The organism is Flavobacterium humidisoli (assembly GCF_023272795.1).
GTDB lineage: Bacteria > Bacteroidota > Bacteroidia > Flavobacteriales > Flavobacteriaceae > Flavobacterium > Flavobacterium humidisoli.
Genome location: NZ_CP096829.1, coordinates 5121319 through 5147084, shown reverse-complemented (window position 1 = coordinate 5147084; position 25766 = coordinate 5121319). Strand labels below are relative to the sequence as shown.

At 34.6% G+C, this 25766-nt stretch carries 21 protein-coding genes; 11 read left to right on the top strand and 10 right to left on the bottom strand.

Features of this window, described 5'->3' with window-relative positions; translation table 11 throughout:
- Positions 1 to 130 precede the first annotated feature (130 nt).
- From M0M44_RS21595 to M0M44_RS21585, 3 genes are all read right to left on the bottom strand, one after another.
- Positions 131 to 2047, bottom strand: a complete 1917-nt coding sequence (locus tag M0M44_RS21595; protein ID WP_248727583.1) for an arylsulfatase — start codon at positions 2045 to 2047, stop codon at positions 131 to 133.
- Between the two features lie 186 nt (positions 2048 to 2233).
- Positions 2234 to 3706, bottom strand: coding sequence for a RagB/SusD family nutrient uptake outer membrane protein (locus M0M44_RS21590; protein ID WP_248727582.1), 1473 nt, complete (start codon positions 3704 to 3706; stop codon positions 2234 to 2236).
- Positions 3707 to 3721: 15 nt separating this feature from the next.
- On the bottom strand, positions 3722 to 6853 hold the full coding sequence (locus tag M0M44_RS21585; protein ID WP_248727581.1) for a SusC/RagA family TonB-linked outer membrane protein: 3132 nt from the start codon (positions 6851 to 6853) through the stop codon (positions 3722 to 3724).
- Between the two features lie 927 nt (positions 6854 to 7780).
- On the opposite strand from M0M44_RS21585, the gene M0M44_RS21580 reads away from it, so the two are divergent.
- The 10 genes from M0M44_RS21580 to moaA all read left to right on the top strand — a co-directional run bounded on the left by M0M44_RS21580 (position 7781) and on the right by moaA (position 15404).
- The gene (locus M0M44_RS21580) at positions 7781 to 8953 is read left to right on the top strand and encodes a molybdopterin molybdotransferase MoeA (protein WP_248727580.1); all 1173 of its coding nucleotides are present in this window, start codon (positions 7781 to 7783) and stop codon (positions 8951 to 8953) included.
- A gap of 136 nt (positions 8954 to 9089) precedes the next feature.
- Positions 9090 to 9836, top strand: coding sequence for a sulfite exporter TauE/SafE family protein (locus M0M44_RS21575; RefSeq protein ID WP_248727579.1), 747 nt, complete (start codon positions 9090 to 9092; stop codon positions 9834 to 9836).
- Positions 9837 to 9963: 127 nt separating this feature from the next.
- Positions 9964 to 10536, top strand: coding sequence for a molybdenum cofactor guanylyltransferase (locus M0M44_RS21570; protein WP_248727578.1), 573 nt, complete (start codon positions 9964 to 9966; stop codon positions 10534 to 10536).
- A 5-nt stretch (positions 10537 to 10541) separates the two neighbouring features.
- Positions 10542 to 11330 carry a uroporphyrinogen-III C-methyltransferase gene (gene cobA, locus M0M44_RS21565; RefSeq protein WP_248727577.1) on the top strand — a complete coding sequence of 263 codons (789 nt, stop codon included), beginning with the start codon at positions 10542 to 10544 and terminating at the stop codon, positions 11328 to 11330.
- Between the two features lie 2 nt (positions 11331 to 11332).
- Positions 11333 to 11572, top strand: a complete 240-nt coding sequence (locus tag M0M44_RS21560; RefSeq protein ID WP_248727576.1) for a MoaD/ThiS family protein — start codon at positions 11333 to 11335, stop codon at positions 11570 to 11572.
- Between the two features lie 11 nt (positions 11573 to 11583).
- Entirely contained in the window at positions 11584 to 12669 is a 1086-nt protein-coding gene (gene moeB, locus M0M44_RS21555; protein ID WP_248727575.1) for a HesA/MoeB/ThiF family protein, read from the top strand.
- 8 nt (positions 12670 to 12677) lie between these two features.
- Positions 12678 to 13031, top strand: a complete 354-nt coding sequence (locus M0M44_RS21550; protein ID WP_248727574.1) for a lysozyme inhibitor LprI family protein — start codon at positions 12678 to 12680, stop codon at positions 13029 to 13031.
- Positions 13032 to 13054: 23 nt separating this feature from the next.
- Positions 13055 to 13486: a molybdenum cofactor biosynthesis protein MoaE gene (locus M0M44_RS21545; RefSeq protein WP_248727573.1), complete on the top strand. Its 432-nt coding sequence runs from the start codon at positions 13055 to 13057 to the stop codon at positions 13484 to 13486.
- A gap of 9 nt (positions 13487 to 13495) precedes the next feature.
- Positions 13496 to 14410, top strand: a complete 915-nt coding sequence (gene moaCB / locus M0M44_RS21540; protein ID WP_248727572.1) for a bifunctional molybdenum cofactor biosynthesis protein MoaC/MoaB — start codon at positions 13496 to 13498, stop codon at positions 14408 to 14410.
- Entirely contained in the window at positions 14397 to 15404 is a 1008-nt protein-coding gene (gene moaA / locus M0M44_RS21535; protein WP_248727571.1) for a GTP 3',8-cyclase MoaA, read from the top strand. The genes moaCB and moaA overlap by 14 nt, the downstream gene beginning before the upstream one ends.
- 122 nt (positions 15405 to 15526) lie before the next feature.
- Here the strand turns inward: moaA and M0M44_RS21530 are convergent, their stop codons facing one another.
- The 3 genes from M0M44_RS21530 to M0M44_RS21520 form a co-directional block, all read right to left on the bottom strand.
- Positions 15527 to 16132, bottom strand: a complete 606-nt coding sequence (locus tag M0M44_RS21530; protein WP_248727570.1) for a hypothetical protein — start codon at positions 16130 to 16132, stop codon at positions 15527 to 15529.
- Between the two features lie 131 nt (positions 16133 to 16263).
- A complete protein-coding gene (locus tag M0M44_RS21525) occupies positions 16264 to 17694 on the bottom strand; it encodes a rubredoxin (RefSeq protein ID WP_248727569.1) in 1431 nt (476 codons plus the stop codon).
- Between the two features lie 286 nt (positions 17695 to 17980).
- Entirely contained in the window at positions 17981 to 21496 is a 3516-nt protein-coding gene (locus M0M44_RS21520; RefSeq protein WP_248727568.1) for a nitrate reductase, read from the bottom strand.
- A gap of 175 nt (positions 21497 to 21671) precedes the next feature.
- Between M0M44_RS21520 and M0M44_RS21515 the strand changes: the two genes are divergently transcribed.
- Positions 21672 to 22376, top strand: a complete 705-nt coding sequence (locus M0M44_RS21515) for a Crp/Fnr family transcriptional regulator (RefSeq protein ID WP_248727567.1) — start codon at positions 21672 to 21674, stop codon at positions 22374 to 22376.
- 118 nt (positions 22377 to 22494) lie between these two features.
- On the opposite strand, the gene M0M44_RS21510 is transcribed toward M0M44_RS21515, so the two are convergent.
- From M0M44_RS21510 to M0M44_RS21495, 4 genes are all read right to left on the bottom strand, one after another.
- Positions 22495 to 23115 carry a class I SAM-dependent methyltransferase gene (locus M0M44_RS21510; RefSeq protein ID WP_248727566.1) on the bottom strand — a complete coding sequence of 207 codons (621 nt, stop codon included), beginning with the start codon at positions 23113 to 23115 and terminating at the stop codon, positions 22495 to 22497.
- A 3-nt stretch (positions 23116 to 23118) separates the two neighbouring features.
- Positions 23119 to 23832 (bottom strand): endonuclease/exonuclease/phosphatase family protein, encoded by a 714-nt coding sequence (locus M0M44_RS21505; protein WP_248727565.1) that lies wholly within the window; start codon positions 23830 to 23832, stop codon positions 23119 to 23121.
- Between the two features lie 123 nt (positions 23833 to 23955).
- Entirely contained in the window at positions 23956 to 24321 is a 366-nt protein-coding gene (locus tag M0M44_RS21500) for a hypothetical protein (protein ID WP_248727564.1), read from the bottom strand.
- Between the two features lie 137 nt (positions 24322 to 24458).
- Positions 24459 to 25718, bottom strand: coding sequence for an alginate export family protein (locus M0M44_RS21495; RefSeq protein ID WP_248727563.1), 1260 nt, complete (start codon positions 25716 to 25718; stop codon positions 24459 to 24461).
- Between the last annotated feature and the right edge of the window lie 48 nt (positions 25719 to 25766).

Here is a 25766-nt window from a genome sequence, read left to right as displayed (position 1 = left end):
TGCCAGTGGAACTAAAAACAAGATTATCCCCACGACAATCTTTTTTCCTATAATTTCATAATCTACTCGTTTCATAATCGTATGTTTTTATATCCTGCAAGGTTTTCAAAACCTTGCAGGTTGGGTATAATTAATTATTGGTTCCTCCAGGTTTAGTTGCTTGTTTGATTAAGTCAGAAACTGTTTTTCCTTTGTCGGCGCTTGTATTGTGAATTCTTCTATTGTAAACATCCTGCCAATCGATCAAAGGATAGACGTTGTTTTCTTTGGCTTGTTCGTCAAATAGCTTTTGAAGTTCAGCCAGTTTTTCAGGATATTTTTTCGCCAGATTGTTACGTTCGTTAAAATCTTCGTTTAGATTGTATAGTTCCCAAACATCTGTATCAAAATTGCTTGGAGCAGGTTTTTCGTTGCTTCCCAAAGATTTTTTTACAGCAAAAGAATCTGGTAAATGTGCTGCAGAAGCTTTCCATCCGTCTTTATAAATTGCTCTGTTTCCAAAAATGTAGTAATACTGCACTTTGTGTAATGATTCGGCTTTCGGATTATCCAAAGAAGCTTGGAAAGAAGAACCTTGAATAATATCTTGTTTGATTCCTTTGATATATTCTGGAGCTTTAATTCCGGCAATAGCCAAAGTAGTAGGAAGCAAATCGGTTACATGGCTGTATTGGTTTCTAATGCCGCCTTTATCTTTAATTCCGTTTGGATAAAAAACAATTAAAGGATTACGAGTTCCGCCTTCAGATTGCGCATCTTGTTTCCAGTTTTTGAAAGGAGCATTGGTTGCTTGTGCCCATCCTAAAGGATAATTGGTGTTTAAACCTTTTGCCGTTCCAATTTCGCCGATATTGTTCAAATTACTTTGAAAGTTTTCTTCATCCGTTTTTCCTTGAGCAAACAAACTCTGGTTGATTGTTCCTTGCAATGTTCCTTCTTTACTGGCTCCATTATCACCAATTGCCACAAAAATTAAAGTGTTGTCCAGCTGTCCGCTTTGTTTTAAATAATCCACAACTCTTCCAATTTCATAATCGGTATACGTTAGGAATCCGGCATAAACTTCCATGAATCTTGCGTATACTTTCTTTTGGTCTGGAGTTAATTTTTTCCATTCAGTAATTAAAGCGTTGCGATCTGGCAGTCCTGCATTTTGAGGAAATATTCCCAATTTCTTTTGGTTTGCCAATACTTTTTCGCGGTAAACATCCCAGCCTTCATCAAATTTTCCTTTATAAGGCTCCACCCATTTTTCAGCTACCTGATGAGGCGCGTGAACTGCTCCCGGCGCATAATACAAGAAGAAAGGTTTTCCTGGTGCCGCTTTTTGCTGTTTCTGAATATAACTGATGGCTTTGTCTGTAATCAATTCGTTTAAATGACGTCCGTCAGGTTTAATATGAACTTGATCTTCCACTAAATCAGGATTGTACTGATCGGTTTGAGAACCTAAGAATCCGTAGAAATGATCGAAGCCTTTTCCAGTTGGCCATCTGTCAAACGGACCTGCATCTGTAGCATCTTCATCTGGCGTAACACCATATTTTCCAACTGCAAAAGTGTTGTAACCGTTGTCACGTAAAATCTCTGCAATTGTTCCTTTATCAGAAGGAATTCTTCCGTCCCAACCTGGGAAACCAGCAGATAAAATAGTATGAGAAAATCCGCTTACGTGAACTCTTCCTGAATTTCTTCCTGTCAATAACGCGGCACGAGTAGGTGCACAAATTGCTGTTGTATGGAAGTTGGTATAACGTAGACCATTATTTGCCAGATTATCAAAAGTAGGCGTATTAATCAAGCCTCCAAAAGTGCTTGAAGCTCCAAATCCGACATCATCTAAAAGAATCCAAACAATATTTGGAGCTCCTTTTGGTGCTGTTACAGGATCTGGCCAATATTCTTTAGAATCTGCCAATGTTTTTCCGATTACTCCTTTAAATTCTGTCTGTTCCTGCGCTATTCCCAATTGTGCAATCAGGAAAGCAGTGATCAAAAGCCCTTTCTTCGGACTTTTGACTGCAATGCTATTTTTAAATTTTTTCATTGTTTATAGTTTTTTAGTTATTTAAATAATGGTTCTTATTTTTTCAACACATAGAATCATAGACTTGCTTTGTGGTAAAAGGCTTTTCACTTGTTTAAATTCACATAGCTATGTGTGAGAAACATGTTTCTCTTTAATTCCTTTTATTTTAAAAATTATATCTATGTCTCTATGTGTTTAAATTTTTTAATAACCTGGGTTTTGAGGTAATCCATCAGGGTTGATGTTTCTTTCGCTTTGCGGAATCGGGTACAGGTTATTTCGTTCTGAAACCGAGTTTTTAGCCGTTACTTTTTTCACTTCAGTAACCAATGTTCCCCATCGTACTAAGTCAAACCATCTTTGTCCTTCCTGAACAAATTCTTTTTTTCGTTCTTCCTGAATCGCCGCTCTAAATGTGCTCTGATTTAATCCAGATAAATCAACAGCAGCATCTGGAGTTGTAATAGGCTTTCCAAAAGCCCTTCTTCTTACTTGATTGATTAATTCGTATGCTTCTGCCGTTGGTCCGCCTTGTTCATTTATCGCTTCCGCTAAAGACAAAAGAATATCCGCATAACGAATAACAGGAAAGTTGATCGCTACGTTTCCAGGAGTGGCCAAATTGGATAAATCCAAGTATTTTTTGAAGATTGGTTTCGGAAAAGTATAAAGTGTTCCAGTTGTCGGATTCAACAATTGTTTGGCGTAACTCACATCTCTTCTTTTATCTCCAGGAGCATAAATGTCATAAAACAACGCTACGTCTGAGATAATATCTGCTGGTTCTGTTGCAGTAAACCCAGTAAATGATGTTGATTGAAAAGTACTTCCGCTAGAACCGTTTCCTGCTTGATTGGGTTCAAATTGAACAGAGAAAATATGCTCTTTTCCGTTCTTTTTTGTTTTGGTGAAAATATCCTGAAAATCTTCAAACAAAGCATATCCGTAACCGCCATCAATTACTTCTCTAGATTTTGCAATAGCATTTGGCCAGTCTTTTCGAGTCAGATATACTTTTGCTAAAATGGCTTTGGCAGCTCCAGAAGTAGCGCGTCCAGCATCTGCCGCGGTGTAGGTTTTAGGCAAAGCTTCAGCATCTGTTAAATCTTTAATGATTTGATTGTAAACTTCATCAGCCGTAGAACGATTGGTTTTTAAATCACCTAAATTGATAGAAGTCGCTTCATGTAAAACAATAGGAACTCCGCCCCAAAGACGAACTGCCTGAAAATACAAGAGACCTCTAATAAATTTGGCTTCATTAATTAACCTAGTTTTAATTACTTCTGAACCAGAAACTTTTTGAATATTATCAATAGACACATTGGCTCTGTTGATTCCGTTGTAAATTTGTCTCCATGCTACCTGAACACGGTCATTAGTAGCATCGTGCGTTAAACTGCTCATTGCCCTAACCTGTGGGTTGGTAGCAGAAACCCCTGCCGCTGCGTAATCAGAACCCATATCAGTTAAGAAATAAAGGTTTCTTCCAAACAAACTCTGTTCACCGGGATCAATACTTAAAGAAGCGTAAACAGCAGTTACACTTGCAGTAGCATCGTCTTGCGTGATAAAATAATTGTCTTCGGTTACAAAAGAGGTAGGTGTTACCTCAAGGTCAGCGCACGATACGAAAAGACCGGCACTTAAAAGGAATGTTATGATTATCTTTTTCATTATATATTTTTTTACTTAGAAAGTTACGTTCAAGCCCGAGATGAATGTTTTGGAGTTTGGATAAGAACCAAAATCGATTCCCGGATATAAGTTATTTTGTTCGTATGAACTTACCTCTGGATCATATCCAGTGTATTTGGTCCACGTGATGAGGTTTTCTGCTGAGATATAGAATTTTACGCTTTTTGTTCCCAATTTTTTAGAAACGCTTTTAGGTAAAGTGTATCCTAAAGTGATTAGTTTTAATCGTAAGAAAGAAGCATCTTCTACATAACGTTCTGAAACAATTCCAAGCGGAGAACTAGATGCTCTAGGAATTTCATTACTCGGGTTTGTTGGTGTCCATCTGTCATTCAGAGTTGACGCAGCATTGGTTCCAAGAGTCGAAATTTCTAATTGCTGATTTAAAGCATTGAAGATTTTTCCTCCGTAAGCTCCTTGAAATGAAAAGTTCAAATCAAAATCATTGTAGGAAATAGTGTTACTGAAACTTCCAACAAATTTGGGCTGAGAAGTGCCTAAATTTCCTTTGTCAAGTGCTGTAATAACACCATCTCCATTGGTATCTACATATTTTCTATCTCCAACTTTTGTATTTGCTAAACTGTTGATTTTTGGCTGTGTATTAACTTCTTCCTGAGTCTGGAAAATTCCGTTGGTTTTGTATCCCCAGAAACTTCCCAAAGGCAGGCCAACTTTTACAATAACAGGCTGCTGCTGCAACAAAGAACCATTTGGAACTACTGGGAAAAATTCGTTTACACCATTTCCAATCTCAGTAACTTTATTTCTATTTAAAGAAAATACGATGTTGGAGTTCCAGGCGAAGTTTTCTGTTTTGATGTTTTCAGTTGTTAAACCAACCTCAAAACCTTTATTTTCAACTCCTCCAATGTTCTGAAGCACTGTCGCATAACCAGAACTCAACGGTACTGGAACATTAATTAACAGGTCTTTTGTTTTTTTGTAATACACATCAAAAACAAAATTGATTTTTCGGTCCAATAAGGATAAATCCAGTCCAACGTTGTACTGATTTGTTTTTTCCCATTTCAAATCTGGATTTGCCAATCGGGTAGGCGCTAGACCTGTGTATAATGTTCCTCCAAAAGAATAATTTACAGATCCCATTGAAGCCAAAGGCAGATAGTTTCCAATTTCTTGGTTTCCTGTTGTTCCCGCTGTAATTCTCAGTTTTGCTTCGGTTACACCTTTAATGTTATTGGCAAATTCTTCATCGGTAATATTCCATGAAAATCCTGCAGAAGGGAAATAGCCCCAAAGCGATTCTGAACCAAATCTAGAAGAACCGTCTGCGCGTCCAGATAAGGTTAAATTGTATTTTCCTTTATAAGAGTAATTTACTCTCGCTAACCAAGATTTTAGAACACTTTCATAAGCATCACTATATGGTTTTACTGGAACACCATCTTGAATAGCATTGTAAGTATTGGCATCATTAACAAAAGTTTGAGCTCCAGCATTTACAACTTCGCCTTTTGTATATTGAAGCGTATAACCTCCTAAAGCAGAAAATTTATGATTTTCGCCAAAATGGGTGTTGTAATTTAATGTGTTTTCATTCAAAACAGAACCGACAGATCTTTCTCCGATAGAAGCTAAACCTTTTGTCCCGGCTCCTGTCGTTGTGTTTGAAGGAGCATAGTAATTTTGTTTTGTGTTTAAAACATCACCACTCACTGCCACTTTCGCAGTTAATTCTTTGTTGAATTTATATTCGCAAAATAAACTAGTTAGGATTCTGTTTAGTTTAGTTTCGTTAGTTGTATTATCCAAGTCGTTAATTGGGTTCGGAATATAACCATTTACAGAAGTTGCGTAAGGATTGTCAGTTACATTATAGCTTCCATCTGCATTTTTAATAGGAACAACAGGAGCATTCAAAACCACACTTACAAGCGGGTTTGGATTTCTTCCAGCTGCTGCACCACCATTTGTACCCACTCCGTTTGCAATTGAATTGGTATAGTTTGCATTTACGCCAAATTTGAATTTCTGCGAATAGTTTCGTTCATAATTGGCGCGTAGTGAAATACGTTTAAAATCAGAACCTAATACAATACCATCCTGATCAAAATAACCTGCCGAAATAGCATATCTTGATTTTTCGTCACCGCCAGAAAAAGATAGATTATGACTTTGAACAGGTGCTGCAGTTACAAATGCTGCCGATTGCCAATCGTAATTTCCAGAAGTCTTTAAAGCTTCGATTTGGGCAGCTGAAAAAGAAGGAGCTTGGCCAATACTTGCTTGGACGTCGTTTCTTAAACTTGCCCATTCGCTGGCATTCATTAATTTTAATTTTTTTGAAATATTCTGGAAACCGAAATAGCCTTGGTACGAGATATTATCTTGTCCTTTTGTTCCTTTTTTAGTCGTAATAATTACAACTCCGTTTGCACCGCGAGAACCGTAAATAGCGGTCGCCGATGCATCTTTTAGGACTTCTATCGATTCAATATCGGCAGGGTTTATAGTTGACAGGACATTTACACTAGCACCAGCATACGTTACTCCAGCGCCGCTGTTACTGTTGTCATTGTAAATTAAGATTCCGTCTACAACATATAAAGGTTCGTTACCAGCAGTAATAGAGTTCCCTCCACGAATACGAACGCTAGAAGAAGCACCCGGACGACCAGAACTTTGCGTAACTACAACTCCCGCAACAGCACCTCTTAAAAGATTATCTGCCGATGAAGTTACTTGAGATAAATTGGCTTTTGGAACTGAAGCTACAGAACCTGTAATGTCTTTTCTTTTTTGAGTTCCGTAACCTACCACAACCAATTCGTCTAGTTCTTGGCGTTCTTCTTTAAGGTTAATGATTACTGGATTTTTCTCAACAATTACTTCAATTTTTTTATATCCGATGTAAGTTACAATCAAAGTGTAAGGAAATTTCTGTCCCGTCTGAAAATAAAATTTTCCTTCTGCATCGGTTACAACCCCGTGAGTTGTTCCTTTAATGGTTACAGAAGCACCTATAATAGGCTGATTTGTAATGGCATCTACAACAGTTCCGTCAAGTTTAGATTGGATAAGCGGCGTGGTATTTTGGGCTTGTAATCCTGCCATTATCAAGAGTAGAAACAGCAGTATGTGTATGTTTAACTTTTTTTTCATTTCTTTGTGTTGGTTTTAAGTAATTAACAAGACGCCCTGAGCACTGTTTATACAGCACTCTAAAAGTGTTCTTGATTTAGTGATAAATGTTCTTTAAGCCTTGCCATTTCTGTTGCCGCAGAAATGGCTTTTTTTATTTACAGCAGCACGTTTGCAATGTTTTCATTTTAGTTTTTTTAGTTGTTAGTTATTTAATTTGTTGAATAATAGGTAGGATTTCAAGAATCTGATCCAACACAATTGAATGCATCGGAGAGATTTTTGGTTAAAATTCAGTAAATATTTTTGGTGGTGTTTTTTTTTGATTTGCTTTGATATGTATTCTAAAGGCAAACAAAATAAAGGTAGATTATTAACAACAGAAACACATATAACAAATAGTGCTATAAGTGTATTTTTTAGGAAGAATGTAACGCGATATGCTTTCTGTTGTTTTCACAATAATAATTTTTATAGTTGGAAATATTATCTTAAACTCTACTAATCCTATAGACAAAGTTAAATTTTATATAATAAAAACCAAAAGTTTGTTGATTTTTTTTTGAAAAATATGCATGTAGAGAGATATTCTAAAAAAGATAATTTCACTCATCGCCTTATTTTAAAGGTGTTGACAAGATCTTTGAGTTTACAATAAATGTTAAAAGAAATCTTAGAAATTAAGTAAAATTGTAGTATTTTACACTTTATTTTTAATTTGAAAATAGCTCTAAACAGATTTCTAAATGATAAAAACGACAAAAAAAGGCGTGAAAAGCTTTTTTACTGTTTATTATTTAAAATCTAAACTTGAATTTAAAGTTGATTTTGAATAAATTAGAGTAATTTTATACATCGCAAAAAGAAAATTTAAATTTTTTAATCAACCTAATGATAAATACTTATATTTGTATTAAGTATTTTTACTTAGTTTTATAATCCAAAGAAATGATAGAAGTAAAAGAAGCTTTAGAAATTGTTGCAGCAAATAGTTCTGTTTTGTCCACTCAGAAAATTTCAGTGCATAAAGCTTTGGGATATATTTTAGCAGAAACAATTTATTCGCCAATTTCAATGCCTCCTTTTCGCCAGTCAGCAATGGATGGTTATGCTTTTATTCATTCACGAAGACATCAGTTTGATGTGGTAGGTATTTCTCAAGCTGGAGATCATGCCAATATAAAACTTAAAGAGACTCAAGCTGTTCGTATTTTTACTGGTGCTTATGTTCCTAATGATGCCGATACCGTTGTTATGCAAGAACATGTAATGGTAAACGGAGATTCAATTTTAATTGCAAAAATGCCAGAACCGTTTGCTAATGTAAGAAGTAAGGGGGAACAGATTAATGCAGAAGATGTTGTTTTTGAAGCTAATACATTGATTACGCCGGCGGCAATTGGTTTTTTAGCGTGTTTAGGAATTACTGAAATAACAGTTTTTAAAAAACCGAAAGTGGCTATTTTAGTCACAGGAAATGAATTAGTAAAACCAGGTAAAAAACTTTCAAAAGGCAAAATTTACGAAAGCAACTCTGTAATGCTTCAGGCTGCATTGCAGACTATTGGAGTTAATAAAATCAAAGTTCATACTGTTAAAGACAATTTAAAAGCGACAAAAAAAGCATTGAAGTCCATTCTTGAGAAGAATGATATTGTGCTTATATCTGGCGGAATTTCTGTTGGGGATTATGATTTTGTAAAAGAAGCACTATTGAAAAATGGAGTAGAAGAGCTTTTTTACAAGATCAATCAAAAACCTGGAAAACCAATGTTTTTTGGTTCTAAAAAAGATACTTTGGTTTTTGCGCTACCAGGAAATCCCGCTTCGTCTCTGACCAATTTTTATATTTATGTATATCCAGCAGTCAAAAACCGTATGGGGTTCTCTAATACACATTTACCGAAGATTATTCGAAAATTAGACAATGACATCGTAAATAACATAGGTAAAACACTTTTTTTGAAAGCATTATACAATGAAACAAGTGTTGAAATTTTAGATGGACAAAGTTCTGCAATGCTAAATTCTTTCGCTGTAGCGAATGGATTAGTAATAGTGCCCCAGGATGTCGAAAATATTAAAAAAGGCGAGTCGGTAACGATTCTGCCGATTGATTAGAGTTTTTTAGATAGAATAAAGAATAAAGAATAAAGAGATAGATTTTAGATAAAAAACGAAAAGCGCTATATAATTAAAAACACATAGCAAATAAAAACGATTAAACAGTAAACCAAATAAACGATTAAACAAAAATATGAGTCTCCTAACTTCCGAAAATATATTATTATTCAGTTTTGCCTTAATTATAATAGCATTTTTATATTCAAGTGTAGGGCACGGCGGAGCTTCGGGATATTTGGCCTTGATGAGCATTTTTGCTTTTCCAGTTTCTGTAATGAAGCCATCGGCTTTGCTGTTGAATTTATTTGTTTCGAGTATTTCGTTTTTGTTTTATTATAAAAACAATTATTTCAAACCCAAGCTATTTTATCCGTTTGCGATAGCATCGATTCCAGCAGCGTTTATTGGAGGTTTTATCACCTTAGATAATGCGATTTATAAAATTGTTTTAGGAATTGTATTGGTTTTTGCAGCGTTGAGATTGTTTGGAGTTTTTAATTTTAAAGAAAAAGAAGAAGTAAAAATCAATCTTCCGTTTGCTTTGGCAATTGGTTTTGCTATCGGATTGTTATCTGGAATGCTGGGAATAGGCGGCGGAATTATATTAAGTCCGATTCTATTATTTTTAGGATGGGCATCAGTAAAAGAATCGGCGGCAATATCGAGTTTATTCATTTTTGTGAATTCATTTGCCGGAATGTTAGGATTCTTTTTAGGAGGGAAAACTATTCCGATGGAAAGTTTCTATCTCGTTCCAATTGCTATAGTAGGAGGAATGTTAGGAGGTTTTTACGGAAGTGGCTCTTTCTCTAACAGAACATTAAAAATGGTATTAGGGACAGTAATTTTAATGGCAAGCGTTAAATTGATTTTTCCTTGAAAATAAATTGAATTGAACCGCAAAGCACGCAAAGCTTTGTAGCAATTCAGCTTGGCGACTTAATTTTAAAGTTGCGAGTAAATTTTTCTCATTCAGCATAAAACTTGAAACCTGAAACAAAAAAACCATGGAAACACTAACAGTATTTATTCTTTGCGGAGGAAAAAGCACCAGAATGCAGTCAGAAAAAGGATTGGTTTTGTTTCAAGATAAACCATTTATAGAACATATCATTCAGGCAATTTTACCCATAACAGATCAAATTAAGCTGATTACAGGATCAAAAGAATACGATTATTTACCCTATCAAAAAATACAGGATTTAGTAGTAGACAAAGGGCCGTTGGGAGGGATTTACACGGCATTATCACATTCTGAAACCGAATTCAATTTGATTTTAAGTTGTGATATTCCGTTAATTTCAACCGAATTATTGCAGGAATTAATTTCAAAACATACTCAAGAAGCAGGTATTACAGTTTTTGAATCCGAAAGTAAAACCCATCCATTAATCGGAATTTATTCAAAAAATATTGTTCCGGTTATAAAAGAAGCCATTGATTCTAATGAATTAAAAATGATGGATCTGCTAGCCAAATTGCCGCATCAGATTATCAATATCGAAGAAAGTGAAAATTATCATTTGACCAATATCAATTCGGCAGACGAATTAAATGATCTGAATATCAATTTAACTTGAAGACTATGCGAAATTTAAAAACACCAAAATTGACGATTATAGGCGCAGGTCCAGGCGACGTTGAATTGATTACTATGAAAGCAATTAAAGCTTTAAAAAGTGCCGATGTGGTTTTGTACGATGCTTTAGTAAACGAAGAATTACTGAAATATGCATCAAATGCAGAAATTGTTTTTGTTGGAAAACGTTTGGGCTGTCACGCTTACACACAAGATCAGATTAACGAATTGATTGTTTCTATGGCAAATCGTTATGGACATGTTGTTCGTTTAAAAGGTGGCGATCCGTTTGTTTTTGGAAGAGGAAGTGAAGAAATCGAATTTGCTGAAGATTTTGGAATCGAAACAGCTATTGTTCCAGGAATTTCATCTGCTTTAGGAGTTCCAGCTTCAGTCGGAATAAGTTTGACACAGCGAAAAGTTGCTGAAAGTTTCTGGGTTATTACAGGAACGACATCAGACCATAAATTGTCAAAAGATATTTTGTTAGCATCAAAATCGGCAGCAACGGTGGTTATTTTAATGGGAATGCATAAATTAGACGAAATCATTTCGATCTATCAAGAAAACAGAAATGACGATCTGCCCATTGCGATTATCCAAAATGGAACAAAAAACTCAGAACAAAAAGTAATTGGAACTATCAATACAATTACTAAATTGGTGGCTGAAAAAAATATATCATCGCCTGCAATTATTGTGATTGGCGAAGTAGTGAGAAATACATCAAGTTGGATTTCGTATTTTCAAGAACACTTTGAAGACGAATTTATTTTTCAGAATTTAAATTTATAAAAATGATCGAGGTTAAATATTTTGGAGCTGTTGCTGAAAAAACAAAATGTGAATTCGAAAAATTATCTTTTTCGGAAGAAGTATCATTGCAGCAATTATTACAGGATTTAAACAATAAATATGAGTTTGAATCGCTGACTTTCAGCGTTGCTGTGAATCAGAAAATAGTTTCTAAAACTTCAGATTATACTTTACATATTAGTGATATTGTAGCATTATTGCCACCATTTGCCGGAGGATAAAACTAAAACTAATGAGCGAAACTTCACGATATAACAGACAAATTATTCTTCCTGAGATAGGAGATGTTGGCCAGTGCAAATTACTGAAATCTAAAGTTCTGGTTGTTGGTGCCGGAGGTTTGGGAGCTGCAGTTCTGCCTTATTTGGCTGGAGCGGGAGTGGGTGAAATCGGAATTATTGACGATGATCTTATCGAAATTTCGAACCTTCATAGACAGGTAATTTACAAAAGTTCTGTTGTTGGAAATTCTAAAGCTAAGGAAGCTAAATTGATGATTTCGCAGTTAAATCCTGAGATTAAAGTACATGCTTTTTCTGAAAAATTATCAGCAAAAAATGCTATTTCCTTATTTGAAAAATACGATATAATTGTTGATGCAACAGATAATCTTGCCATTAAATATTTGATTAATGATGCTTGTCTCGTAACCAATAAACCAATGGTTTATGGATCTATTTTTAGATTTCAGGGACAAGTTTCTGTTTTCAATTATCAAAACGGGCCAGCATATAGATGTTTGTATCCAGATGAAAATAATAGTGCATTGAATTGTGAGGACGCTGGTGTAATTGGTGTTTCAGTTGGAATTATCGGAATGTTTCAGGCCAATGAAGTCATAAAAATGATTCTTGGAGTAGGAGAAGTTTTGATTGGAAAGATTCTGATTTATAATATTTTGAATAATGAGCAACAGAAATATGATTTCGAAAAGAGCTCAAAAATAGAAATGACTAAAGAAGATTTCGAACAGAAATACAATTCATCTGAAAATGAGATTGAAGAGATAAAATTTGAGTTTATTTTTGATGAACTAGAAAATGATGAGGTTCTTTTTTTAGATGTTCGAAATGAAGACGAACTGCCAAAAATAAATTTGAAAAACAGCCTTCAGATTCCGTTGGTGAATCTAGAAAATGAAATTAAAAAACTGAATTCAAATCAAACGATTTACGTTTTCTGTCAATCTGGAATCAGAAGTAAAATCGCAGTTGAATTGCTTCAAAAGCATCAATTTAAAAATATAAAAAGCATTGCTGGTGGTGCTTTAGCGATGAAAGAATCGTTGCATGAAAAATCCATTCTAATTAATAAATAATAGCTACTATGAAAAAAGTTATTTTCGGATTGTTTTTGTTTTTTTGTTTTTCTCAATTCGGTTTTTCACAAAACCAAGTTGATGCTACTGGTGAAACAGAGCTTTATGAAGCTTATGATAAAGCGGATAAAGAATTGAATAAAGTTTATAATCAGCTGAAAAATAAACTAGGGACAAAAGATCAGACAGCTTTAGTTGCTGCTCAAAAAGACTGGATAAAATTTAGAGATTCAAATTGTAAATTTAAATGCTATTCTGAAGGTGACGGTGGTGTTATAGCAAATAAAATGTATGCAGATTGTAGAATGCAGCTTACCATTAGCAGAACAAAGGAATTGAAAAGTTTGATGAACGGCTTTTAAAGTCCTTATTAAAAAACATAAAAATGAGTAAAAATGTATTTGTAGAAGGGCCAATTGCTCCTGAATTTATAGCGGAATCTATCGCTAAACATCAATCAAAACATACGATTGGAGCACATAATATTTTTCTAGGACAAGTTCGTGCCGATGTTATTCACGATAATACCGTCGTAGCAATCGATTATTCGGCATATAAAGACATGGCGAATGAAGCTTTGTACACAATTCGAGAAAAAGCTTTTGCTAAATTCGATTTAACCTGTATGCACATTTACCACAGTTTAGGTGTTGTAAAAGCAGGCGAAATCTGTTTGTTTGTTTTTGTTTCGGCAACACGTCGCAAACAAGTTTATGAAGCAACAGAAGCCATCGTAAACTGGATTAAAACCGATGTTCCGATTTTTGGCAAAGAAATGTTTGAAAACGATACATTCACTTGGAAACAAAATACCTAAGAAATTATAATGGTAGATATTACGCATAAAATAAGCACTTTAAGAGTCGCAACAGCAACCGCAATTGTCAAAGTAAGCAAGCAGGAAACAATTGATGCTGTTGTGAATAATCTAGTGCCAAAAGGAAACGTATTTGAAATGGCAAAAACGGCTGGATTGTTTGCGGTCAAAAACACCCATTTGTCCATTCCAGATTGTCACCCGCTTCCAATTGAATTTACTTCTGTTGAATACAATGTCGAAGGATTGGATATTCATATTATTTTTAAAGTAAAAACCGTTTACAAAACGGGAGTTGAGGTTGAAGCCATGCACGGCGCATCAATTGTAGCACTTACCATGTATGATATGCTAAAACCAATTGATAAGGAAATCGAAATTTCGACCATCAAATTAATTAATAAAGAAGGCGGAAAATCGTCTTTCAAAAATAAATTCCCGAATGTAATTAAAGCGGCAGTTTTCGTTTGTTCCGATTCTATTTTTGCAGGAGATAAAGAAGATCGTTCTGGAAAAACAATTGTAGAGAAACTGGATTCATACGGAGTTGAAACTTCTCATTACGAAATTATTCCAGATGAATTGGATATTATTCAGCAAAAAACTAAAGCTTTCGCTAAAGAAAATCAGCTGGTAATTTTTACAGGCGGGACGGGATTATCTCCAAGAGATGTTACACCAGAAGCTTTAGAACCATTATTAGAAAGCAGAATTCCAGGAATCGAGGAAGCCATTCGCAATTACGGTCAGCAAAGAATGCCGTACGCAATGCTTTCTAGAAGTGTTGTAGGTACTTTAGGCAAAAGTCTGGTTTTGGCTTTGCCAGGTTCTACAAACGGAGTGAGGGAATCTATGGATGCTGTTTTTCCGCACGTAATGCATGTTTTTCATATTTTAAAAGGAAAAAATCATGACAGCCTCTAACACTATTTTGACGGATGGTTTTGGGCGCAAACATAATTATTTGCGCATTTCGCTGCTGGAAAAATGCAACCTGCGTTGTACGTACTGCATGCCAGCGGATGGAATCGCATTATCTCCAAAAGCTAGTTTAATGACGGCCGATGAGATTTTTGCTATTGCCGAAACTTTCGTAAAAAATGGTGTTGACAAAATAAGACTAACGGGCGGTGAACCTTTGCTCAGAAAGGATTTTCCTGAAATTGTTTCTAAATTATCAGAACTTGGCATTTCGCTTTCCATGACAACAAACGGAATTTTAGTGGATCGTCATATTGAAGTTTTAAGAGAGTTTAAGGTACAAAAAATCAATTTGAGTTTAGATACTTTGGTCGCTTCTAAATTTGCTTCTATAACGCTTAGAAATCAGTTTGAAAAAGTAATTGATAATTTGCATTTACTTCTGAATCATGATTTTCAGGTAAAAGTAAATGTGGTTTTGATAAAAGGTTTTAATGATAATGAAATTGTAGATTTTGTGAAACTGACTCAGTTTCTGCCTATTTCGGTTCGGTTTATTGAATTTATGCCTTTTGCTGGAAACGAGTGGGACAGAAGCAAAATGGTTTCGCAAGAAGAAATTCTATCTTTAGTTGGAACTCAATTTTCTTCAGAAGAAATGCTGAAATTAGAAGACGAAAAAAATTTCACTTCCAGAAATTATAAAATTAAAGGTTTCCAAGGCGATTTCGGAATCATAAGTTCGATTACAAATCCGTTTTGTGACAGCTGTAACCGCATCCGCTTGACGGCAGACGGAAAAATAAAAAACTGCCTTTTCTCTAATTCAGAAACCGATTTATTGACGGCTTTTAGAAATGGAGAATCCATCGCCAATTTAATTTCAGAATCGATTCAGAATAAAAAGAAAGTGCGCGCGGGAATGTCTACCGTTAACGAAATTAATGATCCTACAAAACATTTTGATAACCGTAGTATGATTGCTATTGGGGGGTAATTTTTATAATGAATGCATAATTTTGTCGTTTCTCCTTTCGTTTAAATGACAAACTGTATTTACATTGCTAATGAAAATATAAAAAGGTTCAACTTTTTTAAAGTCAAACCTTTCTCAGAATACTATTTTTTCTTTTTGGCTTTTGCCTTTTTTTGAACTTTCGCTTTCTTCTCAAGTTTCTTAGCTTTCGCTTTTTTAGCCTTTTCTTTTTTCTTTTCGGCTGCTTTTAGTTTTGCTTTTTTAGCTTTCTCTAATTTTTTGATAACAGCTTTAATCGCTTTTTCTCTTTTCTTCTCTTTCTCTTTTTTTGCTTTAAGTTTAGCTTTTAGCTTTGATTTTATGTCGTTTTTCTGCTTGCCAATTTTTTCAACAGTTACAATAGGTTTGTTTTCTGCCACGTCATTGGTTTTAATTTCTACAATTTCAGAAACGATAGGTTCTGTTTTGGCAGATGTGGTTGCAGGTTTTTTCACAGTAGCTTTCGGTGCTGTTTTAGAAGCTGCTCTTACAGGAGTTTTTGCTGCAGTTTTGACAGTTGCAGCAGGTGCTTTTGCAGCAGCCGTTCTTGTTGTAGCTGTTTTGGCAGTTGTTGGTTTTACTGCAGTTCTAGTAGTCCTTTTAATTGTGGTCTTAGTTTCTGGCTGTATTTCTGTAGTGCTTTCTACAGCTGTTTCTGCTGGAACATCGGTAGCTTTATCAGCAGAAGATTGTGTTGTTCTTTTTATCATAACTATATTTTTTATTGAGTAAAATCGATTTTTACTAAGCAGATTAAAGTTTTCGAAGTATGACGCTTTAATATAAATTCTTAGTTAAGCTAAATATACGCAATTTTTGAATACAGAAATAATAGAACGTATTAATTTTCAACTGTTTCCAAAATTCTAAAATTGCTTTTTGGCGCTTCACAAAGAGAACAGCAATAGGTTTCTGGAAGATTTTCAAATAAAAGGCCTTTTGGAATTCCTTGAGTTTCGTCTCCGTATTCTGAATTATAAAGCGTTAAGCATTCCTGACATTGGTAAATATCCTGTTGTGGTTTTTCTTTTTTCTGTTGTTTTTCGGTAGTTTCAGATGTTGTATTTCCTAATTCTTCAAAATATTTTCGGCTTAATTCAATTAAAATAGTCGGCAGTTCGAGCTTGTCAATATCTTGTGAATGCACAATATATTCACGAGTATTTGGATCGAAATTCTTGGCGAATAATACATTATAAGTATCTCTGATTTTTATCGATTCTAAAGCTGTCGGAAGTTCATTTTTTTCGATGACAATCGAAGTAAAATAATGTCCGTCACGATTGTATTCTGAAATCCCGAAATTCAATCCATAGGTACTGATATCAAATTGATCTAATGTTCTAACCAGAAAAGTTTTTAGATTTAAAGCCCATTCCATTGCAACGGGTAAATGCCAATTCAATTCTAATAAAGAATGGCGAACGTTGATGCCGCGTTTTCCTAAGAATTTTTCCCATTCTAGTTTTCGGTCTTTCGGGATTCCTTTTATAATGAAAGATTTCCAAGGTGTAATACAGATTTTCCCGATTTTGCATTCAAAACATAGATCACACATTTCTTTCAGGAAATCCAAATCGTATAAATTGTTTCTCCAGTACAATCCCAGCCAATATTGATCAATTCCCATTCTGTTCATTCCTTCGTAATATGGAAATGGATAAAACGGGATATTCAATGGTTTGTCGATTGTTCTGTTGTTGGTGTCTAAAGCTTCGCTAACCAAAGTGAAAAGCAGTTCGATATCAGCTGCATCTTCGTCTGAAATTTTTTCGATTTCGTAATAAATTTTAGCCAAATCCCAGCTGTAAATCAAAACAGGATAGACTTCTATTTTTTCCCATTTGGGAAGACGAATATATAAATACCAATAATCTTCATGCTCTGAAGCAATGAAATTTAAATGTCCTGTAAACAAAGGAACTAATTGCTGCTTTGGATCGGTTATGTTGACTTTAAGTTTTGGCTGTTCTTTAAATTCTTCCAAAATATATAAAAAACGGTTTCCTGTAAGCCAATTTGTGTTTCTAAAAATATCAGTTGAAACGTAGGAAGAAACGATATTGTTGCCACTTTTTTGATCTGGATAAACAAAATGATGTTTTCCTAAAGTGGTTTTATCCAAAGATTTAAATCCTTTCGGAAAAATAATATCTTGTCTAGAACCAAAAGAAATCGAATCTAGACCTTCTTCAAAAGCGATATTAACTACTTCTCGCAATTCTCCTGGCGAAATAACGCCTCCTTTTACTATTAATCTTGTTAGTTCCATTTTGTTTTTTTGTTTCAAGTTTCAGGTTTCAGGTCGTTATATTGTGTTGATCTTAACGCAAAGTTCGCAAAGTTTTTTCGCAAAGTTTTTTAAGGTTTATAGTTCTGTGTGTATTTTTTTTTAAGTTCACAAAGCGTGATTAGAATCTATTATCAAAGCTTTGAGCACTTTGTCTACTTTTAAAGATAAATTAAACAAACTTTTAGAACTTTGCGAAAAACCTTTGCGAACTTTGCGTTAAAAATTTATGTTCAAAGTAAAGTAAACTGAAAACTGCGATTGAAAACTATTTGCACTTCGCCAATATCTCTTTAACTTCTGTTTTACAGCTTCCGCATCCTAAACCTGCTCCTGTATTTTTGCATAAATCGGTAAAATCACTTACGCCACTTTTAATTGTTTCTTCAATATTTCCAGCTCCGACTTGACTGCAGGAGCAAACCAATTTTCCTAAAACTGGTTTTGCATTTGAGCTTCCTCTTAAAAGCGTATTACGTTTGTCAGATAATTCGATTTTGCTTTCAATCATTGTTTTAAATTCAGCAAATTCATTTTTGTCGCCCATTAAAATAGCACCAACCAAAAGATCATCTTTTACGATGCATTTTTTGTAATAGCGTTTTTTCAAATCGGCAAAAACAATTTCTTCGTAAGTATCATCATTTTCAGGAATTGTAATATCGCCAATGCTGCAAAGATTAATGTCTTCTAATTTTAGAATGTTCATTAAAATCGATCCTTTGTAATAACTGCTAATATCGCCTGCAAGGAAATTAGCTAGAATATCGGCCTGTTCTTCAGCTGCAGAAGTGATTCCGAACAGTTTATTATCAAATTCTGCTATTTCTCCAATTGCAAAAATATCAGGATTTGAAGTTTGTAAATACTGATTGACTTTCACACCGCGTCCACAGGCTAAACCGCTTTCACGAGCAATTTCGATATTCGGAATAGTGCCAATCGTATAGACAATTGCATTTGCCGTAATGATCTTTCCGCTCTTTAAAGCAATTTCAATTTCATTCGGATTGTCGGTTTCAAAAACGGTGCTCACTTCATTATCAAAATAAATCTGAATGTCACGTAATTGTACTTCTTCGGCCAATAATTTGCTTGAAATTAGATCCAATTGGCGTTCCATCAAGCGCGAAGCTCTCTGGATTATAGTGGTTTTTACTTTTTTATGTTTTAAAGCTGCGGCTAATTCTAATCCTAATAAACCCCCTCCAATGATTACTACATGCTGTTCTTCGGGAGGAAGATTGGTGCTGTCTAAATGTTTTTTCAAACGGTCTGCGTCTTCTTTTCTCCTGACTGTAAAACGTCCTGGAAGATGAAGCTGTGCGTTTTCTGGAACAAAAGGACGGCTTCCTGTTGCTAAAATCAAAGAATCAAAAGTGTGAATTTCGCCCAGACTGTCTACAATTGTTTTTTGTTTTGGGTCTAATTTTTCAATTGCCACTCCCGCTTTCATTGTGATTTTCAGTTTACTGAAGGTTTCACCATCTTTTACTTTTAAAAGCTGTTCCCAAGTGAATTCTCCAGTCATGTATTCTGGAAGCAGAACGCGATTATAAAACGGATTTACTTCATTCGAAAAAACAATAATTTCGTCGGTCGAATTGAATTCACGGTAATTTTGTATGAATCGGAAGGAAGCGGCACCCGCGCCAACAATAGCAATTTTCTGAAATGGTTTTACATATTTGGTAATGGAAACCGTAGTAAATTTAAAATCAGGTTCTTTTGAAATTGGATCGACAACAGTATTCGTTAAATTATTGGTTCGATTTAGATCATTTTCTAATTGTTTTCCCCAATGCATCGGCAGGAAAACTACTTTCTCTTTGATCGAATCGGTAACTTTTGCTTTTACGCGGACTTCTCCGTTTTTGCTGGAAACTACAACAATATCACCATTTTTAATATCATTTTTGAAAGCATCAATTGGATTTATTTCTAAAACTGGACTTGGAATATGCGTTAACAAACGAGAGACTTTTCCAGTCTTTGTCATTGTATGCCATTGATCGCGAATTCTTCCTGTAGTTAAAATAAAAGGGAATTCATCATTTGGTTGCACCGACGTATTTTCGATCGAAACGGGAAGATTAAAAATCGCTTTTCCAGAAGGCGTATAGAATTTTTTGTCGGTAAATAATCTCGGTGTTCCCGGATGTCCATAATCTGGAACTGGCCACTGAAAAGTGCCTTCGGTTTTTAAACGATTATAATTTAAGAAAGAAATATCAATATTAGTGTTTTTGGTAAGTGCACAATGTTCTTTGTAAACTTCTTCGGCGCTGTTGAAATTGAATCCGTTGAAATTCATTTTTTTCGCAAAGCGAATGAGAATCTCAATATCAGGAAGTGCTTCTCCAGGAGCATTAATTCCTTTTGGGAGATACGAAATACGACGCTCCGAATTGGTCATCGTTCCTTCTTTTTCTAGCCAACCCGCAGCAGGCAAAAGTAAATCAGCAAATTTGGCTGTATCCGCATTGTGTGAAATATCTTGAACTACTACAAATTTAGCGTTTTGAAGTGCTTTTTCGGCTCTTCTCGAATCGGGTAAACTCACTAACGGATTGGTGCAGATAATCCAAATCGCTTTCATTTTTCCAGATTCTAATGCTTCAAACATTTCTGTAGCTGTTAAACCTGGTTTGTCCGAAATCTCATCAACGCCCCAAAAATCTGCGACTTCTTTACGATGCTTTGGATTGGCAATATCTTTATGCGCGGCCAAAAGTGTTGCCATTCCGCCAACTTCTCGTCCGCCCATTGCGTTGGGTTGACCTGTTAATGAAAATGGCCCAGAACCCGGTTTTCCAACTTGTCCCGTTAATAAAGATAAATTCAGCAATGCTGTATTTTTATCAACGCCAACAGCACTTTGATTTAAGCCCATTGCCCAAAGCGAAATAAAACCTTTTGCTTTTCCAATAATATCTGCCGCCAGTTTAATATCGTTTACAGGAATTCCACAGAGTTTAGAGGCTTTTTCTAAAGAAGTGCTTAAAACTAAATCCTTATATTGTTTGAAATTTTCCGCGTGATTTTTAACGAAATCATGATCGACGTAACCTTTTTCGATAATGCGTTTGGCAATGGCATGATATAAAATAATATCTGAGCCAGGAATAATTTGCAAATGTAAATCGGCAAAAGCAGCAGTATCGGTTCGTCTAGGATCGATACAAATTATTTTGGTTTTCGGATTTTTCTCTTTGTGTTTTTCTAATCTTCTGAAAAGAATAGGGTGGCACCAAGCCGGATTGGCTCCTGTAATTAGAAATGTGTCAGCCAGTTCAATATCATCATAAGCAATTGGAACAGAATCTTCTCCAAAAGTTTTTTTATAACCCACAACCGCAGAACTCATACAAAGTCTGGAATTGGTGTCGATGTTATTGGTTTTTAGAAACCCTTTTACCAGTTTATTGACTAAGTAATATTCCTCAGTTAGACATTGTCCAGAAATATAAAATCCAACGCTATCTGGGCCATGTTTTTTTATAATAGAAGAAAAAACAGCTGCAGCGCGGTCCAAAGCGGTATCCCAACTTACGCGTTCCAGCGGATAGGATTTGCTTCCGCGCATTTCAGGGTACAAAATTCTGTCAGAGGTGTCATTAACTACGTAGTGCAAGTTCATCCCCTTAGAACATAACATGCCTTTGTTTACAGGATGATCTTTGTCGCCCTCTACCATTACTCCATTTTTTGCATCGTTGGTCACAATTATACCACAGCCAACGCCACAGTAGGAACAGGTAGTTTTGATCTTTGTAGTTTGCATTAGAGTTCTTTTTAGAGATACTATTGTTATTGATTGATCTGACTTTAGAAAAGTACTTACGCAAAAATAAGTATTTTTACGTATTAATACTTATTTTTTAAATTTATTTTTCTAATTTTGATAAAAATAAATGGGGGCAACAAATTAGTTTTTAATCTGCTAAAATTTAGGACTCATGAAAGAAGAGCAAACCGTTTGTTATTCCTGCATCAATGAAAATTGTTTTATCAAGAAACACCTGCATTTAGAGCAGATGGCCGCTTACATTTCTAAAAAGAAAAATATCATCTGTAAAAAATCGGATCGGTTTATTATTGAAGGCGCGCCAATGCAAGGGCTTTATTTTATTTGCAAAGGAAAGGCTAAGACAGTAAAAACCGGAATCAATGGTCGTGAACAAATAGTTCGTTTAACCACAAATGGCGACATTATCGGTTTCCGCGGATTTGGAACTGGAAAAAAATATTTAATTGGAGCTTACGCATTAGAAGATACGGTTTTATGTAATTTCAGTAACGAAACAATGCTCGAAATTTTACAGCAAGTTCCTGAATTTACTTATGCTTTAATGTTGTTTTATGCCGAAGAATTGAACAAAAGCGAAAACAATATCCGCAAGATTGCACACATGAATGTTCGCGAACGTGTAATTGATTTGTTGCTTTATATTCATCGTAAATTCGGACAAACTAATTGTTTGATTGATATTGAGCTTTCGCGAAAAGAAATTGCCGATTTTGCGGGAACTACAGAAGAACAGGCCATACGTATTCTATCAAGTCTAAAAAAAGAATCGTTAATTAAAACAGAAGGAAAACGTGTTGGGATTTTGGAAGTTTCAGAGTTGAGATCTGAAATTATGGAACATAAGTATTTTTAAGGTTCTAAGTTGCTAAGATTCTAAGATGCTAAGGTTTCTTATTGTAAAAATTTTGATTTTTTTGTAGAGACGCACTGTAGTGCGTTTTAACCGCATGCGTCTCTACGTCGAGTATAATTTATTTTTTTCTGCCAATAAATCGAATTACAGAACCAGTTCCGTTATGGTATAAACCTTCGTTAAGTTCGATTTCTTTTTCTTCTAATTCGATGATTTCATAATTAGGAAAATCAGCTTTGATTTCTTCTATTGAAAATAAAGATTCGATGTCTTTTGGTCCGCCAACTTTTTCATTTTTAGTAACGTATTCTAAATGCTTTTTGCTGAAAGCTTCAAAAATAATTATTCTGTCTTTCTTTAAAAGTTTATCAAGTTGTTTATGAATTTTAGATTTTATCTCAGCTGGAAAATGTGCGTAGATTAAAGCGATCGCATCAAATTGTTCCTCTTGAAAATCTAAAGTTTCCAATTCTCCAACTTGATAATCAATTGAAACATTGTTGTTTTTTGCTAAAAGAAGTGCTTTATTTCTACCTTCTTCGCTAATGTCAAAAGCAACCACTTTCCAGCCTAATTTTGCAGCAAAAATGGCATTTCTTCCTTCGCCTTCGGCAGGAAAAAGAATGGTGCTAGGACTTAGTTTTTCTAGTTGTTCTTTTAAAAAATTATTGGGTTCTTCGCCGTATGCAAATTCTTCACTGCTGTACCGGTCGTCCCATCTTTTTGTCCAGTTGTTCATGGTTTATATATTAAATTTAATGATTAAAGGTTTGTGGTCGCTGTATAACGTCCAATCTTTATAATTCCCGACTTCGACACTTTCTAAAACTTCCATAAAATCATTTGAGGCAAAACAATAATCCATGTGATAAGGTTTGTTTTCGTGTCGATAAAGATATAAAGTTGGATGCTCTTCTTTGCCTTGAATTTGATTGAAATATTTATGATAAGTGCTGAAGATGTTCTTTTTGGCTAATTTATTTACGACCGTAGTATGATTTCCTTCTCTTCGCGGTTTGTCCCAAATGGTGTTGCTGTTGAAATCGCCAATTAAAATGGTTTTAGTTTCTTTGATTAAATCTTCATAAAAATGAATCGCTTTCCAAATCTGGGTTACATAAGCGCCATCTTTATCAGCGGGATTATTTGCCCAAATTGCAAATAAAGTAAAGTCAATTTTCCCACCTGTTACGGCAATTGGAAGAATATTTTTGAAAGTTGGATTATGACATTCTAACAATTGAAATTTATAATCTCCAAACGAAAAAACGCCAATTTCTTTATTTGGATTTGTGCCGTACCAAAGGATATCCGAAGGTAATTTTATGCTATCTGAAAATTTGAGTTTTTCAGGACTTTCACACTCAGAAATTACGGCAATATCAGGATTCAAAGCATGAATATATTGAGCTTTTTTTCTGAATGCCATGTTGCAATTCCAAGCGATTAGTTTCATTTTAAATATAAAATTAGATTTAAAATTTAATTCAAATATACCCAAATAAAACTCAAAAAAATACCCTTTTCCGAAACTGAAAAAGGGTAAATTATAATATATTTTAAGTAATGCTTTTTTATTTTAACCAACAAATTTAGTTTCACCACTATTTACGTCAATTTCAGCAAAATTATGTTTTCCGATAACGATAAGCAGTTTGTCTGAATTATAACCAACATATCTAATTTCAGGTTCTCCTTTTTTTGGTTTTCCACAAACAGAAATTACATTGGTTTGCCATTTCAGTTTACTTCTTTTGTAGGCAGATATTGTTTGAAGATCATTCTCGACATAATAAACAATGTTGTTTTTTTTGATTCCTCTTTTTTGCGTTTTTGCAAAATTTATTTCTGAGCTTTTAGAAATTAAGGCATCATTGTACTTTTGAGCAATGCCTGTTTGCGTGACAATAAAAGTCACCAATGACAGTTTTAGAAATGGTTTCATTAGGATAGAATTGGGGGTTCATAATCGATTCAAATATAAATAATTAAAGCAAATAATGAAGTTTTTTAGGGTGAAAAAAAATCCCTTTTTTCGAAATAAGAAAAAGGGATTTTTTGTAGGTTAATTTTAAAGAAAAATTATTTTTTCCAGCTAAAAATTCTCGGATTCACAGAAACCATTAACCATGCCCAATTATTGGTATGATTGGCATCTCCATTTTTAATAAACTCCATAGTTTTAGAGCCAAACATTTGAGAATAACCTCCTGTCACTGTAATATCTTTTTTGAAATTATATCCAAAAGTTGCATCAATCTCAGTTCCTAAATAGGAATCTAATTTTTCGTTTAATGGCGTAACTACATCAGCAGCAGATAGGAATACATGAGGAATCAAAGCAAACTGCCATTTGTTGACATTGTAGTTTAATTTGATAAAAGCATCTTGTAAACCAACACTATTTAAGTGGTTTCCAACATAAAAATAATCCATATAACCGTTGAATCCGTGGTTGGTTCCAAAAATAGGATTGAACGATTTGATTACTGTACTTCCGTCGTTAGTTGCTTTTCCTGATAGAAATTCATATCCTAAACCAGCTTTAAAAGAATCGGTTATGCTGTAGTTAAAATTTGCAGCTGCGTTCCAAGCACTAACTTGTAAATCGGTGCTTTTTCCTGTTTGTCCATATACCCAAAAATTACTGTCTATTTTACTTGTTTTATAAGTTAAATAAGGGCCAAAAGTCTGTTTGTAATCAACCAATAGTTTTGCATCAGCATTGGCATATTCGTAACCAGTGTTAAGCAGCAGGAAGCTTAAGCCTAAGTCAGTGTTAAATTGATTGTGATACCATGCATATTGCATTGCTTTATAATTGGCAACAGTGTACGGTGTTTGGAAAGTATTTTCGGCAGTAGAATTATAGGCGCCCCCAAAATCTAATTTTTGCCTTTCTGTATGATAACTTACAGTAAGTGCATCGTGGCTCTGGCCTTGCTGCGCCCAATCCATTTCGCCAAGAATACGCTGGTTGTCATAAGAAAGAACCTGACGCCCCATTCTGGCGCTCCATTTTTCAGTAAAATTATATTGCGCCCAAGCTTCGAAAACAGCAACTCCATTTTTATCAGCAACTGTAGCAGGAGGGACATCTCCCCATGTTCTTGTGTTTTGGAAAGTTAATTTTAAAATTAAATCATCTTGTTTGAAATTGATGCCTAAACGAGAGCGCTGCGAAATTTGAGAAGTTCCTTTTTGTCCTTCAGGAAGAAGAGTCTTGTAACCGTTACGATATTCAAAACGTGGCCTAATCTGCAGATTTACATCTAATTCTTGTGCTTGGATTTCAAAACTTAATCCTACGATAAGTATTAAAATTAGTTTAAGTTTCTTCATAAAATTTTTTGATTTTTATTGAAAGTAAATTTATAAGAAAAAGCCATT

Bases quoted from the DNA above. Each gene is read 5' to 3' on its own strand.
- M0M44_RS21545 (WP_248727573.1), top strand. From the start codon at position 13,055: ATGAGTAAAAATGTATTTGTAGAAGGGCCAATTGCTCCTGAATTTATA.
- cobA (WP_248727577.1), top strand. From the start codon at position 10,542: ATGCGAAATTTAAAAACACCAAAATTGACGATTATAGGCGCAGGTCCA.
- M0M44_RS21510 (WP_248727566.1), bottom strand. From the start codon at position 23,115: ATGAACAACTGGACAAAAAGATGGGACGACCGGTACAGCAGTGAAGAA.
- M0M44_RS21575 (WP_248727579.1), top strand. From the start codon at position 9,090: ATGAGTCTCCTAACTTCCGAAAATATATTATTATTCAGTTTTGCCTTA.
- moaCB (WP_248727572.1), top strand. From the start codon at position 13,496: ATGGTAGATATTACGCATAAAATAAGCACTTTAAGAGTCGCAACAGCA.
- M0M44_RS21495 (WP_248727563.1), bottom strand. From the start codon at position 25,718: ATGAAGAAACTTAAACTAATTTTAATACTTATCGTAGGATTAAGTTTT.
- M0M44_RS21595 (WP_248727583.1), bottom strand. From the start codon at position 2,047: ATGAAAAAATTTAAAAATAGCATTGCAGTCAAAAGTCCGAAGAAAGGG.
- M0M44_RS21500 (WP_248727564.1), bottom strand. From the start codon at position 24,321: ATGAAACCATTTCTAAAACTGTCATTGGTGACTTTTATTGTCACGCAA.
- M0M44_RS21590 (WP_248727582.1), bottom strand. From the start codon at position 3,706: ATGAAAAAGATAATCATAACATTCCTTTTAAGTGCCGGTCTTTTCGTA.
- M0M44_RS21520 (WP_248727568.1), bottom strand. From the start codon at position 21,496: ATGCAAACTACAAAGATCAAAACTACCTGTTCCTACTGTGGCGTTGGC.
- M0M44_RS21570 (WP_248727578.1), top strand. From the start codon at position 9,964: ATGGAAACACTAACAGTATTTATTCTTTGCGGAGGAAAAAGCACCAGA.
- M0M44_RS21560 (WP_248727576.1), top strand. From the start codon at position 11,333: ATGATCGAGGTTAAATATTTTGGAGCTGTTGCTGAAAAAACAAAATGT.
- moeB (WP_248727575.1), top strand. From the start codon at position 11,584: ATGAGCGAAACTTCACGATATAACAGACAAATTATTCTTCCTGAGATA.
- M0M44_RS21580 (WP_248727580.1), top strand. From the start codon at position 7,781: ATGATAGAAGTAAAAGAAGCTTTAGAAATTGTTGCAGCAAATAGTTCT.
- M0M44_RS21525 (WP_248727569.1), bottom strand. From the start codon at position 17,694: ATGGAACTAACAAGATTAATAGTAAAAGGAGGCGTTATTTCGCCAGGA.
- M0M44_RS21505 (WP_248727565.1), bottom strand. From the start codon at position 23,832: ATGAAACTAATCGCTTGGAATTGCAACATGGCATTCAGAAAAAAAGCT.
- M0M44_RS21530 (WP_248727570.1), bottom strand. From the start codon at position 16,132: ATGATAAAAAGAACAACACAATCTTCTGCTGATAAAGCTACCGATGTT.
- moaA (WP_248727571.1), top strand. From the start codon at position 14,397: ATGACAGCCTCTAACACTATTTTGACGGATGGTTTTGGGCGCAAACAT.
- M0M44_RS21515 (WP_248727567.1), top strand. From the start codon at position 21,672: ATGAAAGAAGAGCAAACCGTTTGTTATTCCTGCATCAATGAAAATTGT.
- M0M44_RS21585 (WP_248727581.1), bottom strand. From the start codon at position 6,853: ATGAAAAAAAAGTTAAACATACACATACTGCTGTTTCTACTCTTGATA.
- M0M44_RS21550 (WP_248727574.1), top strand. From the start codon at position 12,678: ATGAAAAAAGTTATTTTCGGATTGTTTTTGTTTTTTTGTTTTTCTCAA.